The organism is Maribacter corallii (genome assembly GCF_047345415.1).
Classification (GTDB): domain Bacteria; phylum Bacteroidota; class Bacteroidia; order Flavobacteriales; family Flavobacteriaceae; genus Maribacter_C.
This window is the reverse complement of sequence record NZ_JBLFEP010000007.1, coordinates 61,019-80,657: the sequence shown is the minus strand read 5'-3', so window position 1 is coordinate 80,657 and position 19,639 is coordinate 61,019. Positions and strand designations below refer to the sequence as shown.

Below are 19,639 nucleotides of genomic sequence, written 5' to 3'. Positions count from 1 at the left end.
TTGATTCGAGCGTCAAATCAAAAGCCGTACTTGTCAAAGAGATACATCAAACTTGCCATCGACGCCGCCCCTAATTCCAACTCTCTTCTATTGACATGTTCAAAAGTGTCATTTTCAGCATGGTGATGGTCAAAATAACGTTGTGAATCAGGTCTGAGACCGGCCATTACCATAGTTTCGTTTTTCAATGGCCCAATATCGGCACCAGCAAACCCCTTCTTAAACCAATGTACATTATAGGGTTCAAACAGCTCGGACCATCCTTGGGCCTTTTTCAAATTCGCCTCGGAACAATCGAAAGAAAAACCCCTTGGCGTAAATCCACCCGAATCGCTTTCCAGAGCGAATACATGTTTTTCGTTTTTGCTTTGAGCTACCTCCGCGTATTTATTTCCGCCTCTCAAACCGTTTTCTTCGTTCATAAAAAGTACGACACGAATGGTTCGTTTCGGTCGATAGCCGGTTTCCTTTAAAAGCCGCAACACTTCCATACTCTGTACACAACCGGCTCCGTCATCATGAGCACCATCGCCTAAATCCCATGAGTCGAGATGCCCCCCGACTACCATGATTTCTTCGGGATGGGTGCTTCCTTTAATCTCACCGATTACATTGAAAGACTCCACATCATCCAATTGCTTGCAATTCAACTTGAAAAAAAAGTTCAATTCAGGATTCAGTTTTAAGGTCGTACTTAGAAAGTCGGCCCCATTGGTACTTATGGCAGCAGCGGGTATCCGCTCTTGTACGGGAACATCCCCATACCCCATAGAACCTGTATGCGGATAATCATCCTGACTTAGGGTCATCGAACGTACAATAACCCCTAGGGCCTCATATTTGGAAGCCTCGGCAGCACCTGAGTATCGCTGATCGACACAACCTGAATAAGCTTCGAAAGTATTGATAAGCGTTGCCTCCATAGGGCGATTGAAAAAGACGATCTTACCCGAAATCTTTTCCTTACCCAAGGCCTCCAATTCCTCAATACCACTTACTTCGATTACTTGGGCCTTTATTCCTCTACCACCTGTAGCTACCGAACCACCCAAGGCACATATGGGCACATTACTTGTTACGCCCGGCGAGGTTTCGATATATGCGAATTCAGGGGTACCTCTCACCCATTTTGGTACCATCACCGGCTGCAACCAGACGCGGTCCAATCCTAAGGAATCCAATTGAGCCTTTGTATAATCAACGGCCTGTTGCGCTTGAACGGACCCGGATAATCTTCCTCCGATTTGATTGGACAAATGATTGAGCCATCCATACGACTTGCCTTCGACCAAGGCCGCATCGTAAATAGCCCGCAACTGTTCACCATCTTCCTTTTGAGCGGTCATTTGAAGTGTGATCAGAAATACTACAACATATAATTTTCTCATTCTTTTTCGTTTTCCAACTGGCTTTTATAATGCTCTAAATTAGCCTTTATTTTATCGGCTAGCTCAGGTTCCTTGATATCTTCGTATTTTTTTAACTCTTCCAACAAGATCGTCGCCACCACGACACGTGCCGCTTTCTTGTTATCGGCCGGAATTACGTACCAAGGTGCATGGGAAGTTGATGTTTTGTTGATTGCCTCTTCGTAGTATTTCTGATACTCTGTCCAAAGTGCCCTCTCTTTTAAATCGCCTGGTGAAAACTTCCAATTTTTTCGTTTGAGTGCCAATCGTCTCAAGAGACGTTGACGTTGCTCCTCCTTTGATAGGTTAAGGAAAAATTTAAAAATAATCGTCCCGTTTTCGGCGATATGGCGTTCGAAATTATTGATTTGTTCAAACCGCTTATCCCAAAATTTCTGATCAATATCGCTTACCTTCTGGATTCCTGGAATTCGTTCTCCCAAAATATACTCAGGATGTACCCTGGTCACCAAAACGTTTTCATAGTGGGTACGGTTGAAGACCCCGAATTTCCCTTTTTCAGGCAAGGCAATGTAATGTCGCCAGATATAATCATGACCTAATTCAAGCGCTGTTGGCACCTTAAAACTATGCACTACCACTCCGCGGGCATTGAAATCCTTAAAAACTTCTCGAATCAGGCTATCTTTACCCGCCGTATCCATGCCTTGAATGCAAATAAGTACACTGTACCTATCATGGGCATACAAGGTATCCTGAAAATCACCGAGCTCCTCCCTGATATTCTCTAAGCCACGTTTCAGTTCTTTATCTGACACACCAAGATTTGTAACTGTCTCAAAATCCGATAGTTTTACTTCTTTTTCCACTTTATAGTGGGTCAACTCTACTTTATCCATAACGGAATATAAAATATTTTATCGGTGAAATGCAGATAATGTTAAAAAAAATGACCATTCAACTCCGGTTATGACCAGTTCATCCAAAATACCTCAAACAGCGCGTGTTCTATCGAAAAAACTAGGGAGCAAGGCCCCTAATTAGGTAATTTTATCTTCGTAATACACCCAAATATTACACCCTAAATACCTACATTATGAAAACACTTTACATTGTGTTATCCGTATTGGCTATTGGCCTATGCGCTTCATTCAAAACCAGTGAGGCTTGCGAATATGCAGGTTCCAATATTGGGTATGTAAAGACTCAAACCCAATTGGCGCTGGACGACAACAATCTTAATAAGGCCAAATTTATCACGTACAAGGCTATTAAAGCCATTTATAAGCTGAGGAAACAACTTGAAGAATGTGGTTGTGAACAGGCCCTGATCAATATAGAGGAAAGCCAATATCACCTTAAGAAGGCAACCAAAGCGACTTCAATCGAAAATGCGCAAGTACTTTTAATGGAAGCGTATAAAAAGGTAGTATTCAGTTTAGAAGCGATCGAAAGACACCATTTACATGAAAACGTGGAATTGAGCAACGATCCTACCTTGCAGCGTACTCAAGAATCAGGGAAAAAGGACTGGTCTGCGATCCAACTACAAGGACAGGAATTACGAGTCATGATCGATGACTCTTTGATACCGTATGAGGAATCACTTCAAAAAATTGTAACCTCGGTCAACTGTAAAGATGCCCGAGCCTATGCGGAAAGGGTCTTTAAAATCTGCGAACAAGAACTTTTGAAACCCAACTTGTCAGAGGGTAAAAAATACTATAATCTGCGAACCCAAGAGATTACAGCAGAGGCCATCAAAGCATTGGAAGATTGTGACACATCTTATTCAAAATAAGCACGCTCTCCTATGACGGATGTGATAATGGGCCGCTTATTTACTAGCGAACAATTTCACATCTTCTTCCGATACTTCCTCGCCACCAAGAATGATCAAACGTTCGACAACATTTCTTAATTCACGTATGTTTCCGGTCCAATCATAAGCTTTTAGAAGCTTTACCGCCTTATCTGAAAAGGTTTTTGGAGCCATCCCCTGCTCACTTGTTATTTTTAAGGAAAAATGGGCTATCAATTTGGGGATGTCGTCCCGACGGTCGTTCAGCGCGGGAACCTTTATTAAGATGACCGCCAGTCTGTGATACAGGTCTTCACGGAACCTGCCCTCTTCGATTTCCTTTTTCAAGTTTTTGTTGGTCGCCGCCACCACTCTCACATTTACTTTGATATCCTTATCGGAACCGACACGGGAAATCTTGCTCTCCTGTAACGCCCTGAGCACCTTCGCTTGTGCCGAGAGACTCATATCTCCTATTTCATCCAGAAAAATGGTGCCTTTGTTGGCAGCTTCAAACTTGCCGGCCCTATCTTTCACCGCAGAGGTAAATGCCCCCTTCACATGTCCAAAAAGCTCACTCTCAATAAGTTCTGAGGGGATTGCCGCGCAGTTGACCTCGATGAAAGGTGCTGAACTTCGGGGACTCTTTTCATGAATCCAGTGCGCGACGAGCTCTTTACCGGTACCATTGGATCCAGTAATCAACACACGTGCATCGGTGGGCGCCACTTTTTCTATCATGTCTTTGATGGTCGTAATTTCTTTACTATCACCCACCATCTCATAATTCTTACTGACCTTTTTCTTCAAGATCTTATTTTCGACGACCAATTCTTTGCGATCAAGGGCATTGCGTACGGTAGTCAATAATCGATTTAGATCCGGCGGTTTGGAAATGTAATCAAAAGCACCAGCCCTCATGGTATTAACCGCAGTATCGAGGTCACCATGGCCTGATATCATAATAAAGGGCACTTCTGGTTTTATCTTTTTTGCCGCTTCCAAAACTTCGACCCCATCCATTTTGGGCATCTTAATATCGCACAATACAAGGTCATAATCATTGTTCTTAACCGATTCTAGACCTTTTAGACCATCTTCCGCTTCTTCAACCTCATAGGTATCACTTTCTTCAGAAAGAATCTTGACCAAAACCCTTCGAATGGCCGCTTCATCTTCAACTACCAGTATTTTTGACATGTGCTATTGTTTGTTTTGTGTTCTCAATTGGTCGCCGATCCGGTCTAAACCAATGGAAGCGTATATTAAAAGATTCCTATTTTAAAACCTGTTCTAAGATAGATATTTCCTTGGTTATTCAAGATAAATGCCCTATTTCTATTACCATCCCTTATTAGCCCTTCTTGTACCAATGAATACCCGACAAGGCCATAAACCGATATTTCTTTGGTGAACTTATATTGATATCCTACCGCACTCACCAGGGCCGAAAGTGAAATCGATGTACCCACGACGTCATTGGGCAGTAATACATCGTTTTGTATGTTCACGAAATATCCATCCAAAAATAGTGCCGCTTGTGTCACGTGCTTTTTATTATCACTGTGATATTTGATATCCCAACGGGGCACACCAACGGAATAGGACCAATTGGGATGAAATCTTTTATTGTAATTTAAGAGCGGTAATGGAAATGGAAGACCTGTAGCACTATTGTACGAAAGGCCAAAAACAAAACGATAGGGTTTGTCTATGTTTTTACGTTCTTTCATAAAAGCGACAGAGGCGTTTAACCTGAAATCATTGTTCTCGATCCCAATTTCAAAATTTGAGGCAAGTCTGGGAACAATCGCGGCGATGAACCTCCAATCTTCAGTAACCTTAAAGGTGTATCCCAGGTTCAAATCTATAATATGGAGCGTTTCCAGCGAATTCGACTCAAAAGGTAGCGGCCTATTCACATCAAAATGATACTCATTGTATTCGCCGCCTATGACAAAATAATCGTCGCGATCACTTAATTTCAGGGGTGCATTTAATACTGCTCGATAGCGTGATGTTTGTATACCGGAGTCATTCTCCGGAATTACCGTGTATTCAAGTCGTACGAGGTCAGGGGTCTGGGCGTTGGACAGTAGAATCCCTAGAAAAAATAAACAGCCTAAAAAGTGTTTTTTCATGAGGATATTTCCTTGTTGCCCCTTATTGCTCTTGCCCCGGTGATGTGGTTTGATAAAGATGGACATCACGCTGAGGGAACGGAATAGTAACGTGATTTTCCCTGAATTTAGTATCGATAGCATAGCGAACCTTACTTTTTATCTTGGGGTCGCTGAAGCTATCGGTGATAAAGAAATTCAACGAGAATAAAAGTGCGGAATCTCCAAAATCCTCAAATAGCACAAATGGTTCAGGTCTTTTGAGAATACTCTGCTGTTGCTTTGCAGCTTCAAGAAGTAAATCGGTCACCAAGTTAACATCGCTACCATATGCGACCCCAACGCGTACGGTTTCACGTGTAGTTCGATGGTTCTGGGTATAATTATAGATACTATCGGTCAAAAATTTGTGATTGGGAATCACAATTACCTTATCATCACGTGTCAAGGCCCTAGTCGTGCGAAGTCGTATTTCAAAAACACGCCCCACCTTGTTTTCTACTTCGATGATATCACCTACGTGTAATGATTGGTCTAAAATAATCAAGATACCGGATATGATATCTTGAAACAAGTATTGCAGGGCGAAACCCAATCCAACAAAAAGAGCGGCGGAGGCGGTCAGCAACACCGTAAGGTTCACTCCTGAAGAATGCAATACGGTCACTACGGCCAAAATGTAGAACAGGTACTTGACAAAACCGAAAATACTTTCGAATTTGTTCTTGTCCTCTGCGGGCAGTTTTCTGCTGACCAAGGAATTAACAAACCGCAGCAAATAGGTCACTATGATTATGGAAATGATTATAGCGAAAAAAGTACCTACGGTGATGTGAATGGTCTCACTATCGTAAATTTTCCAATTTAAAAACTCGCCAATAGCATGTACTATGTTCTCTAATCTATCCATATCAATAGCGTAGCCATTTAAAAAGTTCTTTATAGGTGGGTTTTTTGCCATACATCAAAATACCCACACGATAAATTTTCGCTGCCAACCAGACGATACCTACAAAGGTGATAAGCAGCAATACAATAGAAGCAATGAACTGCCATAAAGGTACGCCGCCTTCTCCCACCCCACCGGGCAATCGCATCAACATTACGATAGGCGATGTCAGCGGAAACAATGAAAACCCTACGGCTATGGGCCCATGGGGATTATTGAATACCGAAAAGAACCCTACATAAATGGCAAGCATAAGCGGCATGATTATCGGAAATATGAACTGTTGCGTATCCGTTTCATTGTCCACTGCCGCGCCAATTGCTGCGTATATCGAGCTATAGATAAGGTAGCCTAGCACAAAATACACTACAAAAGAAATGAGCAATAGGGCAAGTGGAAGTCGAAAGAGTTCCTTCAGGTACCCTTCGGCCAATTCAGTATCGTTTGCTAGATTCGGAGCCATCTCAGCGCCCATACCCGAAGGTAACTCCGGGCCACCGGACATGATACCGGGATCAATATCGAAAATTGCAAAGGCAACCACAAAAAGAATCGCGCCAGATATGACCCAAATTGCGAACTGCGTAATCCCGGCCAGTGCCGTGCCTATGATCTTGCCCATCATTAGCTGAAAGGGCTTCACCGAAGATATAATGACCTCTATGATCCGACTCGTTTTCTCCTCGATGACACTTCGCATTACAAAACCTCCGTAGATAATGATGAACATCATAATCAAGTACCCGAAGGCCCCACCAATGAAAGCTTTGATTTCATTGATTCCTTTTAAATTCTGTTCCCCGGCAAAGGTGGAGATTTTGATTTCATAGCCGTTGTCAATGGCTGCAAAATCTTCGCTGGATACTCCCAAACGAACCAATCGTTGTTGCCGAAGACGTTCTTCAAAAATAGATTCCAACGCACCAAGCACCATTGTACTCGGAGCATCTTTGGAATAAAAAAAAGTACCATCGGCCACTTGTTCCAAATGGGCGGCATCAGGGATATACAGCAGCCCATAATACCCAAGATTTGAAGTAGAATCTTTAGCTTTTTCCAAATCGATTCCCTTAAAATCAATATATGAGGTGCTCTCGGTGGTCAAAAAAGCATTGGAAAAATAATCGCTTTCATTCAGCACCGCAATCACCCTCTTTTCATTATCGTTCAGTTGGGTCAAGTAGGCTATGAGCACCACCATGGCCACCATTAATATGGGACTCAAAAAGGTCATAATCACAAAGGATTTGTTCCTGACCTTCGCCAAATACTCTCTTTTGATGATCAATGGAAGCTTATACATGGCCATTTTTACTTTGAACGGTTCGGATGAAGATTTCATTTGCTGAAGGTACCGTCTCTATGAAGCTATTCACATTGGCCCTGGCGGAAAGATAAGTCAAAAGCTCACTTGATTCATTGGAGGGCAATTGTAGGGTAAAATTCAATTGCTGCTGGTTTGTGTCATAGGCTGAAGCCATAATTTCGAACTTCTCGGAAAGCTCTTTCAACAACGTTTCCCCATTTGGTGTTTCTAGACCGACATTGAAAATATTGTTTTTATAGGCCTTTTTTATATCCGATAAACGACCGTCCAAAATCTTTTCAGACTGGTGTAGTAGGGTGATATATTCACAAAGCTCCTCTACAGATTCCATACGATGCGTCGAGAAGATAATAGAGGCTCCTTTTTCCCTCAAATGCAGTATCTCATCTTTGATGACATTAGCGTTTATAGGATCGAAACCACTAAAGGGTTCATCGAATATCAACAGTTTCGGTTCATGTAGCACGGTAACGATGAACTGTATTTTTTGTGCCATGCCCTTTGAAAGTTCTTGTATTTTTTTGTTCCACCAATCCCCTATTTCCAAGCGGTCAAACCAATACTTTAGTCTTCTTTTCGCCTCAGCCTTTGAAAGTCCCTTTAGCTGTGCAAGGTAAAGTGCCTGTTCGCCTACCTTCATCTTCTTATACAAACCTCTTTCTTCAGGTAAATAACCGATCATGGCAATATGTCTGGGGTTTAAAGGTTCTCCGTCAAAAAACACTTCCCCTTGATCAGGATAGGTAATTTGATTGATAATACGGATCAAGGTCGTTTTTCCGGCGCCATTGGGGCCTAGTAATCCGTAGATACTGTTTTTTGGAATTTCAAGGGATACGTTGTGCAGTGCCGTATGTTTTCCGAAGCGCTTGGTAACCCCCTTCGTAACCAAAATGTTGTTCATGCAGGCAATTTTGTCAAAGATAGCAAAAGAGTCACCATACGGTCAAAAGTTATGGTACAAACTAACAATCGAAACTGGGAAAGGGTCACGTTCGCAAAAGATCCCCCTTCTTTTTTACCAACATCCATTTCGCAATCGGTATCGACTATGGCGCTCAACAAAACACATGATACCTTTGCGTTACAACATTCTTTTTTGGTAGCGGGAATTCTCGAAACGATCGGTGCGTGAAGGCGATCCGATTTATCGGCTTTTTACCCTCTTTCGAATGCATAGAATTATTAATTACTTTCTAAATTGTAGAATAAAAGAATAATTCTATTATATTTGTTCTACAATCTAGTATTATACAATCATTAAAAGTACTTCCACTTAAAAATGTTTTGACCATGAAAGAAGCACGATTAGGAGAATTTGAAGAAATCATACTGTTGTTGGTGGGCATTCTTGAAGAACAAGCCTACTCGTTGCGAATAGCGGAAGAATTTGAATCCCAGACCGGAAAATCCGTTTCCATTGGAGCGACCCATTCTACTTTGGACCGATTGAGCAAAAAAGGGTTTCTAACCTCTGAAATAGGGAAACCAACCGCCTTGCGAGGGGGAAGGAGGAAAAGAATATATACTATTTCGGCCAGCGGCCAAAAAGCATTGATTGCATCAAGGGAACTAAGAACTTCGCTCTGGAGTCAATACCCGGCACTTACAAAATTCACCTTCCAAGTATAACAACTTCGATGTCCCATCACAAAAACATACCGCCAAAACGAGCAGCAAGCCTTTTAAAATGGCTTGTCAGAGCCGAATTGACGGAAGAGGTATTAGGAGATCTTGAGGAAAAGTTCCATATGGACTTAAACCAATATTCTTCTTTCCGGGCTACGCTAAACTACTATTACCAAGTCATAAACTATTTGCGGCCTTTTGCCCTTAAAAAAACAATTTCAATGACCACTATGAATTATAGCATGTACAAAAGTCACTTCAAAATAGGGTATCGCAATATGTTAGCCGACAAATGGTATTCACTCCTGAATATCGGTGGGCTTGCCTTAGGCATGGCAGCAACCATACTTATAGGTATATGGGTATATGGTGAGCTCTCCTATAACCAAGAGTTCGAAAACTATGACAATATTGCACAGGTAATGCAAACGCAGACATTCAGTGGAGAAGTAAAGACGGCCGTCAACCAACCGATGCAGTTGGCCCCTGTTCTCCGAACCATATACAACGATCATTTTAGCCATGTGGTCTTAAGCTCATTCATAAATGATCAACTTTTATCAGTAGGCGAACAAAATGAGACTAAAATCTCACGAGCCGGTAACTTCATGGAGCCCGGCATCGTGCATATGCTATCCCTTCAAATGGTAAAAGGTAGTAGGCAGGCACTTGAAGACCCTACATCCATGTTATTGTCCGAAACCACTGCCAAGGCGTTGTTCGGATCTAAAGACCCTATGGGTCAAACCGTACGGATCGGCACAGGGATGGAAGCACGTGTCGGCGGTGTCTACAGAGACCTACCTCAAAATTCCGATTTCGCCGATCTTACTTTTATTGCGCCTTGGGAGTTACTGAACACTACAGCGAATTTTGAGGAGCGCTTAGGTTGGGGCAACAACTGGTTTCAAACCTATGTGCAAGTAGCGGACGGTGCCGACATGGCCAAAGTTTCCACCTTGATCAAAGATGCGAAATACGATAATATCAAGGATGAAGGGAATTTTGGTACGCAAACGAGACCGACTATCCATTTGCATCCTATGAAAAAATGGCATCTGTATTCCCGTTTTGAAAATGGTGTGAATACCGGTGGAGCGATTCAACGTGTTTGGATGTTCGGAATCATTGGCATCTTCATTCTTTTGTTGGCCTGTATCAACTTTATGAACTTGAGTACTGCCAAATCGGTTAAACGGGCCAGAGAGGTCGGTATTAGAAAAACAATAGGTTCGTTGAAAAATCAATTGGTACTCCAATTTCAGATGGAATCACAACTGGTTGTCTTTTTGGCTTTTATCATCTCATTACTACTGGTTTTGATCGGGTTGCCCTTCTTTAATGATTTGACCGGAAAGACGGTCGGAATTCCTTATGCAAGTCCGTGGTTTTGGTTGCTATACTTATTGTTCGTTATCATTACCGGATTCATTGCTGGAAGCTATCCGGCTTTTTACCTTTCGTCTTTTCGACCTGTTCAAGTGCTCAAGGGCACCTTCAGCGGTGGACAAGGCGCTTCCAATTTTAGAAAGGTATTGGTCATTTTTCAGTTTACTATTTCAGTGATTCTGATTATCGGAACCGTTTCGATCTACCGACAATTAAAACATGTCAAGGAAAGACCTCTTGGCTATGATAAGGAGCAATTGGTTTATGTACCCATCAACGACCCAGAGGTACGCAACGGTTTTGAAACAATACGTGAAGCGCTTTTACGATCAAACGATGTGAAGGAAGTAGCTGCATCCGATGTGCTGATTACCGGCACGTTTACGACCAATAGCGGTTTTGACTGGAAAGGCAAAGACCCTGCAATGAGCGAAGAATTCAACACCTTGAGATCCACTCATGGTTTCGGAGAAATGATCGATTGGGAAATCAAACAAGGACGCGATTTTTCACGTGATTTCAAAAGCGACTCTCTGGCCTTTATCGTCAACGAGACTGCAGTGAAATACATGGGTCTTGAAAATCCGGTCGGTGAAATGGTGCAATGGGGAACCATGGGTCCTTTCAAGATTATAGGCGTGGTCAAGGATATGGTCACGCGTTCTCCTTATGAGCAAGTGCGGCCTACTATCTTCACCCTACACTATGGCCGATTCCTGAGCTTCATCAATATCAAACTTGCAAACGAAGGACAGACAAAAGAGGCCCTCGCCCATATTGAAAAAGTATTCAACCAATATGATCCAAAAAGTTTGTTCTCCTATACTTTTTTAGATGATGAGTACGCCCAAAATTTCGTAGATGAAGAACGTATGGGTAAATTGGCAACCTTTTTTGCCTTGTTGGCGATTTGCATCAGTTGTTTGGGCATCTTTGGCCTCTCAGCCTTTATAGCCGAACAACGAACCAAGGAAATCGGGGTTCGAAAAGTGCTCGGAGCATCCGTACTTAGCCTTTGGAGATTACTGTCGAAAGATTTTGTCACCTTGGTACTTATTTCCTGCTGTATTGCCATACCCATTGGCTATTACTATATGAGCATATGGATTCAAGACTATAACTATCGTGCGGAATTGAGCTGGTGGATTTTTGCATCGGCCGCCTTTGGCACCTTGGGGATTACCCTTTTGACCGTAAGCTTTCAATCGATCAAAGCGGCCTTGAACGATCCCGCTAAAAGTTTGAAAACGGAATGACTCGGCCTTTCGGTCATCATTGAATGGATATCTCAAAAACCCCAACACACTGATTTCAAAAAGTCATATGGTACTTAGTAATCGCAAGACGGCTGAACAAGAAGCGAATCATGGGACTATCCTTCTATATCGATTCCTAAACTCGGCTTGATCGATATCTTACTATCGCAATCAATATATCTAAATTATCAAACTGGTCATAACCCATAGTTTAAAACAAGAGTGCCCAGATACATCCCGTAAAGGAAACAATGCACGGCTTAGCAAATCGAAAGGCTCCGCGTTCTATTCACCCAACACCACAAAAACAAAACCCACCCTCGAAAGAATCAAGGATGGGAAAAAAATTGCTATGAAAAAGAAAATTATTGTTGGTTGCCCAACAATGAATCAAATATACGTTTTTTATTTAAATCTCTTAATAATATGTGTTAAGAGAACATATCTTTAACTTTTTCAAAAAACGATTTGTCCGATTTTTCGGGTCTTGGTTCAAAATTTTCGTTGTTTCGCATACGCTCAAAAAAATCGCGTTGCTCTTTATTCAGCTCCTTTGGGGTCCAAACATTTACATGTACCAGTAGATCTCCGCTACCATAACCGTTTAGACTGGATATCCCTTTTCCCCTGAGGCGTAATATTTTACCAGATTGGATACCTGGTTCCAATTTGATTCGCACCTTGCCCCCTACTGCATCTATTTCCTTTGAGGTACCCAATACCGCATCTGAAAGACTGATATAAAGATCATAATGCAAATTGTCGCCCTCACGCTTCAAAGTCGCGTGATCAACGGTTTCAATCGCCACCAACAGGTCACCTGGAATTCCATTACCAGGGGCTTCGTTACCTTTATTGGGCACTTTTAATTGCATGCCTTCTTCAACTCCCGCAGGAATATTGATAGACACCGTTTCTTCGGCCACTTTTAGCCCTTGCCCATCTGCATCATTGGGCTTTTTATCGATAATCTGGCCACTACCCGCACAAGTGGTACAGGTGGCCGCAGTTTGCATTCTCCCTAATATCGTATTTTGTATTTTCGTGACCTGCCCTTGACCATTACAGGTAGAACACGTTTTATAGGTGACCCCGTCAGCCTGTACTTTTCGCCGTACTTTAACCTTTTTTTCGACTCCGTTGGCGACTTCATCCAAAGACAATTTAACGCGTATTCGAAGGTTACTCCCTTTAACCCGGCGTTGACCGCCGCCGCCAAAGCCACCGAAACCGCTAAAGCCACCGCCACCACCGAATGCACTTCCAAAAATGTCTCCGAATTGGCTGAAGATATCATCCATATTCATGCCACCGCCGCCAAAACCGCCGCCGCCTTCAAAAGCAGCATGCCCATATTGGTCGTAGCGTGCTTTCTTATTCGGGTCGCTCAAAACTTCATAGGCTTCAGCAGCTTTCTTGAACAACTCTTCCGCCTTAGGGTCATCGGGATTCTTATCCGGGTGATATTGGATCGCCTTTTTTCGATATGCCTTTTTAATTTCGGCTGCCGAGGCACTTTTATCGATTCCTAAGATATCATAATAATCTTCTTTCATCCGTTTCTATTAATTTCCGACCACCACTTTGGGGTGACGAATGATTTTATCTCCCAGTTTAAAGCCTTTCTCGATAACATCGACAATCTTGCCCTTCAGCTTTTTACTAGGCGCAGGTATTTGGGTGACCGCATCGTGTACTTCCGCATCGAATTTGTCGCCCTGTTTGACACCAACTTCTTCCAGCCCCTTGTTTTTAAGGGTTTCCTTGAATTTATTGCTGATCAGTTCTACACCCTTGAACATTTCTTTATCCTCTGATTTGGCGAGCTCTTTGATTGCCCGATCAAAATCGTCCATTACCGGTAATAGCGAAACAATGACTTCTTGACCGGCCGTCTTGAACAGTTCGATACGTTCTTTGGATGTTCTTCTCTTATAATTCTCGAATTCAGCAAAGAGGCGAAGAAACTTATCTTTTTCCGAGGCTAGTTCTTCTCTCAACTTTTCTTCTGCCGATTGTTCCTCAACAACTTCTTCAGCTTCGCTTTGTTCCTTTTGCTCTTCTTGAATCTCCTTATCCACCAGTGTCTCATCCACTTCTTCGGACTTCGTTTTTTCACTCATTGTAGTACTGCATTTTAACTTTCGTCTTTGAGGTGGCAAAAGTACTGCCAAATCTTTAGAAATGTCAAAATGTCATTAAAAAATACAGGGGAAACTCCACCTTTGGCTTCTCATTGTAAGATGGAAGAACTAATAGAATTAAACGCGGTAAAGGTAGTGCTATACGTACTCCTTAGTGTCCTCAGTGGTGTTAAGGCCATGCTTGTACGCTTTGGCTTTTTGCGGATAGATTTGTTCTAAAGCCCTACAAACGTTCTGATATTGGAAGATAAAACCAGCTTCCTCTATTTTTTTACTACTTACCCGTTGGCTGGCGAACAAGATATAAGACATTTCACCCAATAGTAATCGTAGTGCGAACTTTGGAACATTCGGCAAGAACAGTGGTCTTTTCAACACCTTGGCGATTTCTTTTACCAGCTTCGCATTTGTTACCGGGTTCGGGCCAACGCCGTTGTAGACACCCTGCAATTGATGTTCTGCCGCATAAAGAAAAATTCGGGCCAAATCGGTAATATGAATCCAAGATTGCCATTGTTGACCACTACCTATGGCAGAGCCAGCAAAGTATTTTACAGGTCGAGCCATCTCTGGCAATGCCCCTCCTTCGGATGACATGACCAAACCAATACGGATCTTGGCCAAACTAAACCCATATTTCTCCAGAGGTTTCAACGCCCCTTCCCAAGCTTCGACCACCTCACCCAAGAAACTAGCATCTACTTGAGTGTGATCTTCCGCATAAAAGTTAGATAAGGATGTGGGGTAAATACCTATGGCGGAAGCCGAAACAAAAGAGGTGATTTGATTCGTATTTATATTGCGAAGTCCATTATGAAGCGTTTTAATGGAATTGATTCTACTATTCAATACCTCCCTTTTGTAAGACTCCGTCCAACGTTTTGAAATACTTGCACCGGCCAAATTGATAATCGCCGAGACCCCCTCGAAACAATTTCCGTCGATCTCGCCTTTATTAGGGTTCCACAAAAAGCCCCGGTATCCATCGGCTGATATCAACTTACTACTTCGCGTGGTCAAGTAGTGTACATCGATGTTCTTTTCTCGACATAAACGGACGATTTCGCTTCCGATTAAACCTGTAGCTCCTGTTATCAAAATCCTCATAATTCAAATATATCCAATTTGAAGGGGGCGAAGCATATTTTTAGTGTCGATTTAACAGTATTGTTTAAAGATTTGGGAGGCTCTTAACAGAATTCTAAGTGACTGAAATTCAGGTTGTTTTACTAGCTCTTAACATCTCTCGCTTCCCTGGGGGACCTGGCAAACGTTCAACACAAAACCCTACATTTTCCATTGCTCTTCGAACGCTTCCTTTGGCAGCATAGGTAACCAACACCCCATTATCCGTCATTGAATGGAACATCTTGGAGAACATTGTTTCGGTCCATAACTCAGGCTGCACACGGGCTCCGAAAGCATCAAAATAAACAAGATCGAACTGATCTTGAAATTGCAGGTTTGTAAAATCCTCTTTCATTTTATACAACGAAAAGCGTTCCGAAATCGATACCGTTTTTTCCCAAGGTGCCTCATGCATCCGTATAAAATCGTTAGAAAACGCCGCTGCTTTTAGTTCGGAAATGTAGTTTAACCGCGCTAGTTCTTCCGATGCAACTGGAAAGGCCTCAACCCCAAGATACGAAATCGATATGTCAAGAATAGGGGCCTCTAAATAGGTAATGAAAGCATTCAGGCCCGTACCGAAACCCATCTCCAAAATAGAAATAGTGCGTCCTTTGAAAAGGGAGAGCCCGGCCGCTATAAAAACATGATAGGCTTCTTGTATCGCTCCATGTTTGGAGTGATATTGCTCTTCCCAATCTACAATCCGTATCGTGGTAGAGCCGTCTGCGGTGGTGATTATCTCGCGTCGCAAACTATTCTTCGAGTAAAACCCCATCAGCCTCGAAGCTGTAGGTTTTTTTCGGTTCGGTGATTTGAGCGATCTCTTCCTCAGACTTACCACCATCCTTTGCATAATGTCGTTGGTCCGCAACACTCATTTCAGAAACAAAAGCCTTACCATTGACAATAACCTTTTTCCCTTCAATATCTTTTGGTACAAAGAACCCATAGTCCTTGAATTTGACCATTGTCTTACTACCGTCTTCCATTTCTAGTTTCATCCAGCATCCCTTTGCCTTACACACATCCGTCACCTTTGCGGTAAATTTTGTCGTGAGGGTATCGGCTACGGCCATATGTTGATATTTTAAGGTCATCTCCTTTGTATTCATGGCACCCTGCGACTCGATAACTTCCCCAAAAGACGCTAAAGAGGATTTCCCGTTTTGGGAATTCTGTGCCTGAACAGCGCAAATTGCAAGTAGAAATACGATCAAAATGTTAATTTGTTTCATAATCGACACTTATTTATTGACTTCTACAAAATTGGACATTTTAAAACGAAAAAAGAAGGGGGGATTGGGATATTTAATTAATTTTATTCTTTCAAAGTTTAGTTAAATGGAAACTACCCTTAAGAATTCAATAGCCATAGAAAAGGTAAGGCACTCGAAAATCGATCAAGTAGATTTTGACAATCTCGCCTTCGGAAGTGTCTTTTCGGATCATATGTTGGTCTGTGAATATGAAAATGGGGCTTGGAACGCTCCGAAAATAATTCCCTATGGCCCGATCAGTCTGGAACCGTCCGCAAAGATTTTTCACTACGGGCAATCTATTTTTGAAGGTATGAAAGCCTACAAGGACGAGGCTGACGATATCTGGCTTTTCAGACCTGAGGATAACCATAAACGTTTCAATATTTCGGCCAGTCGGATGTCGATGCCCGAAATACCTCAAGAATACTTTATGGAGGGGTTAAAAACACTCTTAAAGGTAGACGAAAAATGGATTCCGACTACCGCTGGAAGTGCAATGTACATACGACCCTTTATGTTCGCTTCAGGGAAAGGATTTCATGCTTCACCTGCCGATGCCTATACGTTCATTATAGCCTTAGCGCCCTCTGGAGCTTATTTCGCCGGAAAGGTCAAGGTTTTGATCGAGGAATCGTATTCGCGTTCTGCCAACGGCGGAGTGGGTTATGCGAAAACAGGCGGTAATTACGCAGGACAGTTTTATCCAACACAGCTCGCGGTTAAAAAGGGCTATCATCAAGTCATTTGGACCGATGACCACGAACATGAGAATATTGAGGAAGCTGGTGCCATGAATATTTTTGTGCGCATTGGCGACACCCTCATAACCGGACCTACTAGTGATCGCATTCTTGACGGAATCACCCGCAAAAGTGTCATCGCTATTGCGGAAGATTTGGGAATACCCGTAGAAGTGCGAAAAATAACCGTTACCGAAGTAGTGGCTGCCGCAAAAGAAGGCACCTTAAAAGAGATGTTCGGAGCTGGTACGGCTGCCGTGATTTCGCCTATAGCTGCATTTGGTTATCGCGACACGGATTATGATCTACCCGAATTAGAAGACAGTTATGGTACCCGATTCAAAAAGATCATTACGGATATTCAATACAACCGTAGTGAAGACAAATTCGGCTGGCGTTTTAAGATTTAATCGCCCGAGCGAAATCAACCAACCCGGTTCAGCACTTCAAAACTGAATACTTATCACTTATCTCTTTGTCGAGATTAATAGTGCTACACTGCCGATTCGAAAACAGCTGTAGCTACTCAGATGGTATTAGCTAGCAGCTACCGGTTCACCGTATAAGTCGAAATCAGCAGCCTCTGTTATCTTGATGTTGCAGAATTCGCCTTGTTTTACATAGTGTTTTGTAGCATCGATAAGCACTTCGTTATCTACATCAGGAGAGTCAAACTCGGTTCGGCCTATAAAATAGTTCCCCTCTTTGCGGTCAATGATGCATTGGTAGTTCTGCCCTATCTTTTGTTGGTTGAGCTCCCAGGATATCTGTGATTGAATTTCCATTATTTCATTGGCCCGCGCTTGTTTGATTTCATCGGGCACATCATCGACCAAGGTGTAGGCATGCGTATTTTCTTCGTGACTATAAGTAAAACAGCCGAGTCGTTCAAATCGCATTTGGGTCACCCATTCCTTGAGTGTTTCAAAATCTTCTTCGGTCTCTCCGGGATATCCCACAATCAGCGTCGTGCGAATAGTCATTTCAGGTACAGCAGCACGAAAGTCCTGAAGCAACCTGGTGGTTTTAGCTTGGGTGGTACCGCGTCGCATACTTTTCAGTATGGCATCGGAAATGTGCTGAAGAGGAATGTCCAAATAGTTGCAGATTTTGGGTTCTTGGCGCATCACATCCAATACATCCAACGGAAAACCTGTGGGAAAGGCATAGTGCAATCGAATCCATTCGATTCCCTCGACCTTTACCAAATTCCGTAAGAGCTCGGCAAGATTTCGCTTTTTGTACAGATCCAATCCATAATACGTCAAGTCTTGTGCGATGAGAATCAGTTCTTTGACTCCTTTCGCTGCTAGTTTCTCCGACTCGGTGACGAGTTCATCGATCGGTTTACTGCGATGTTTCCCCCGCATTAAAGGAATCGCACAAAAAGAACAGGGGCGATCACAACCTTCGGCAATTTTTAAATACGCATAATTCTTGGGAGTTGTGGTCAAACGTTCCCCGATCAATTCATGTTTGTAATCAGCTCCTAAGGCTTTCAGCAAGTTGGGTAGTTCGCTGGTGCCAAAATACTCATCGACATTCGGAATCTCTTTTTGCAAATCGGGTTTATAGCGTTCACTTAAACATCCTGTAACGAAAACCTTATCTACCGCACCTGCCTCCTTCTTCTGCACGTACTCAAGTATGGTGTTGACACTTTCCTCTTTGGCATTGGCGATAAACCCGCAGGTATTGATGACCACAACGTTGCCTTCTTGCTCATGTACGACCTCCTTGTTATTGGCCCTCAGCTGCCCCATTAATACCTCGGAGTCATATACATTCTTTGAGCAGCCCAAAGTGACGACGTTGATCTTGTTCTTTTTCAGTGTTTTCGTTCTCATAATGTCGAATGAAGCCCTATAGGTTTCGGGCAGCTGCAAAAATACGACAAGCGTTTAGAAGTGTGAAGCCAAAAACGGGAAGATAGGCCTCAAGTACATCACTAAACATCTCTCTTACGCACAAAGTGGTTCTGAACTATGGCATCTACATAGCGTACAGACTTTTTACATTCGAAGCGTAGCATCTCGGACACCTCACCGAACAAGGGAGCGCCACTACCCAATAAGACAGGAATAATGGTGATGACCATTTCATCTATCAGGTCTTCCTTCAGGAAGCTTTGAATGAGCCTACCCCCATCGATATAGAGTTGGGAGTAACCTTGCCGATAAATCTCTTCGAGCATCTCGACCAGTGTGCCTTTTAGAAGAAATGCTTTGCCAGCGTAAGCCTCCGGAATTCGATCGAGTTTTGTACTCGCCACGAATACAGGTTTTTGATACGGCCAATCCATATCGAAACCACAAACCGTTTCAAAGGTAGCCCTGCCCATGACCATTGCATCGATTTTGGAAGTAAACTCGGCATAACCCGAATCTACTGTATTGATTTCGGGTATCGTATCCAACCAATCGATTCCACCATTTTTGTCTGCGATAAAACCGTCTAGACTCGTTGCTATGAATACACTGTTCTTCTTTTTCATTTTGGTTTACTGCGCTATGGGCAGTTGGCA

At 42.8% G+C, this 19,639-nt stretch carries 18 protein-coding genes; 4 read left to right on the top strand and 14 right to left on the bottom strand.

Translation table 11 applies throughout. The features are described 5' to 3' along the window. Positions 1-17 precede the first annotated feature (17 nt). Together ACKWCA_RS22280 and ACKWCA_RS22275 are read right to left on the bottom strand one after the other, a co-directional pair. Positions 18-1,388 (bottom strand): M20/M25/M40 family metallo-hydrolase, encoded by a 1,371-nt coding sequence (locus ACKWCA_RS22280; RefSeq protein ID WP_413980457.1) that lies wholly within the window; start codon positions 1,386-1,388, stop codon positions 18-20. Then, positions 1,385-2,269, bottom strand: a complete 885-nt coding sequence (locus tag ACKWCA_RS22275; RefSeq protein WP_413980456.1) for a PPK2 family polyphosphate kinase — start codon at positions 2,267-2,269, stop codon at positions 1,385-1,387. Before ACKWCA_RS22275 ends, ACKWCA_RS22280 begins: the two co-directional genes overlap by 4 nt. 197 nt (positions 2,270-2,466) lie before the next feature. On the opposite strand from ACKWCA_RS22275, the gene ACKWCA_RS22270 reads away from it, so the two are divergent. Then, a complete protein-coding gene (locus ACKWCA_RS22270; protein WP_413980455.1) occupies positions 2,467-3,171 on the top strand; it encodes a hypothetical protein in 705 nt (234 codons plus the stop codon). Positions 3,172-3,207: 36 nt separating this feature from the next. Here the strand turns inward: ACKWCA_RS22270 and ACKWCA_RS22265 are convergent, their stop codons facing one another. From ACKWCA_RS22265 to ACKWCA_RS22245, 5 genes are all read right to left on the bottom strand, one after another. After that, positions 3,208-4,371, bottom strand: a complete 1,164-nt coding sequence (locus ACKWCA_RS22265; protein ID WP_413980454.1) for a sigma-54-dependent transcriptional regulator — start codon at positions 4,369-4,371, stop codon at positions 3,208-3,210. A 65-nt stretch (positions 4,372-4,436) separates the two neighbouring features. Then, positions 4,437-5,312 carry a DUF6268 family outer membrane beta-barrel protein gene (locus ACKWCA_RS22260; RefSeq protein ID WP_413980453.1) on the bottom strand — a complete coding sequence of 292 codons (876 nt, stop codon included), beginning with the start codon at positions 5,310-5,312 and terminating at the stop codon, positions 4,437-4,439. Between the two features lie 22 nt (positions 5,313-5,334). Beyond that, entirely contained in the window at positions 5,335-6,252 is a 918-nt protein-coding gene (locus ACKWCA_RS22255) for a mechanosensitive ion channel family protein (protein WP_413980452.1), read from the bottom strand. Further along, on the bottom strand, positions 6,203-7,543 hold the full coding sequence (locus tag ACKWCA_RS22250; protein WP_413980662.1) for an ABC transporter permease: 1,341 nt from the start codon (positions 7,541-7,543) through the stop codon (positions 6,203-6,205). The genes ACKWCA_RS22255 and ACKWCA_RS22250 overlap by 50 nt, the downstream gene beginning before the upstream one ends. After that, on the bottom strand, positions 7,536-8,471 hold the full coding sequence (locus ACKWCA_RS22245) for an ABC transporter ATP-binding protein (protein ID WP_413980451.1): 936 nt from the start codon (positions 8,469-8,471) through the stop codon (positions 7,536-7,538). The genes ACKWCA_RS22250 and ACKWCA_RS22245 overlap by 8 nt, the downstream gene beginning before the upstream one ends. Before the next feature lie 389 nt (positions 8,472-8,860). Between ACKWCA_RS22245 and ACKWCA_RS22240 the strand changes: the two genes are divergently transcribed. After that, positions 8,861-9,199, top strand: a complete 339-nt coding sequence (locus tag ACKWCA_RS22240; RefSeq protein WP_413980450.1) for a PadR family transcriptional regulator — start codon at positions 8,861-8,863, stop codon at positions 9,197-9,199. 8 nt (positions 9,200-9,207) lie between these two features. After that, on the top strand, positions 9,208-11,841 hold the full coding sequence (locus ACKWCA_RS22235) for an ABC transporter permease (protein ID WP_413980449.1): 2,634 nt from the start codon (positions 9,208-9,210) through the stop codon (positions 11,839-11,841). Positions 11,842-12,272: 431 nt separating this feature from the next. Here the strand turns inward: ACKWCA_RS22235 and dnaJ are convergent, their stop codons facing one another. The 5 genes from dnaJ to ACKWCA_RS22210 form a co-directional block, all read right to left on the bottom strand. After that, positions 12,273-13,397 (bottom strand): molecular chaperone DnaJ, encoded by a 1,125-nt coding sequence (dnaJ, locus tag ACKWCA_RS22230; protein ID WP_413980448.1) that lies wholly within the window; start codon positions 13,395-13,397, stop codon positions 12,273-12,275. Positions 13,398-13,406: 9 nt separating this feature from the next. Next, positions 13,407-13,964 carry a nucleotide exchange factor GrpE gene (locus ACKWCA_RS22225; protein WP_413980447.1) on the bottom strand — a complete coding sequence of 186 codons (558 nt, stop codon included), beginning with the start codon at positions 13,962-13,964 and terminating at the stop codon, positions 13,407-13,409. Between the two features lie 159 nt (positions 13,965-14,123). Beyond that, a complete protein-coding gene (locus tag ACKWCA_RS22220; RefSeq protein WP_413980446.1) occupies positions 14,124-15,092 on the bottom strand; it encodes a TIGR01777 family oxidoreductase in 969 nt (322 codons plus the stop codon). A 109-nt stretch (positions 15,093-15,201) separates the two neighbouring features. Beyond that, positions 15,202-15,867, bottom strand: a complete 666-nt coding sequence (mnmC2, locus tag ACKWCA_RS22215; protein WP_413980445.1) for a tRNA (5-methylaminomethyl-2-thiouridine)(34)-methyltransferase MnmC2 — start codon at positions 15,865-15,867, stop codon at positions 15,202-15,204. 1 nt (position 15,868) lies between these two features. After that, complete coding sequence (locus ACKWCA_RS22210; protein WP_413980444.1) at positions 15,869-16,351, bottom strand: DUF4920 domain-containing protein; 483 nt, start codon at positions 16,349-16,351, stop codon at positions 15,869-15,871. Between the two features lie 106 nt (positions 16,352-16,457). Between ACKWCA_RS22210 and ACKWCA_RS22205 the strand changes: the two genes are divergently transcribed. After that, on the top strand, positions 16,458-17,525 hold the full coding sequence (locus ACKWCA_RS22205) for a branched-chain amino acid aminotransferase (RefSeq protein ID WP_413980443.1): 1,068 nt from the start codon (positions 16,458-16,460) through the stop codon (positions 17,523-17,525). A 126-nt stretch (positions 17,526-17,651) separates the two neighbouring features. On the opposite strand, the gene rimO is transcribed toward ACKWCA_RS22205, so the two are convergent. Together rimO and ACKWCA_RS22195 are read right to left on the bottom strand one after the other, a co-directional pair. Then, positions 17,652-18,962 carry a 30S ribosomal protein S12 methylthiotransferase RimO gene (gene rimO, locus ACKWCA_RS22200; protein WP_413980442.1) on the bottom strand — a complete coding sequence of 437 codons (1,311 nt, stop codon included), beginning with the start codon at positions 18,960-18,962 and terminating at the stop codon, positions 17,652-17,654. A 101-nt stretch (positions 18,963-19,063) separates the two neighbouring features. Next, positions 19,064-19,609, bottom strand: coding sequence for a dihydrofolate reductase family protein (locus ACKWCA_RS22195; protein ID WP_413980441.1), 546 nt, complete (start codon positions 19,607-19,609; stop codon positions 19,064-19,066). Between the last annotated feature and the right edge of the window lie 30 nt (positions 19,610-19,639).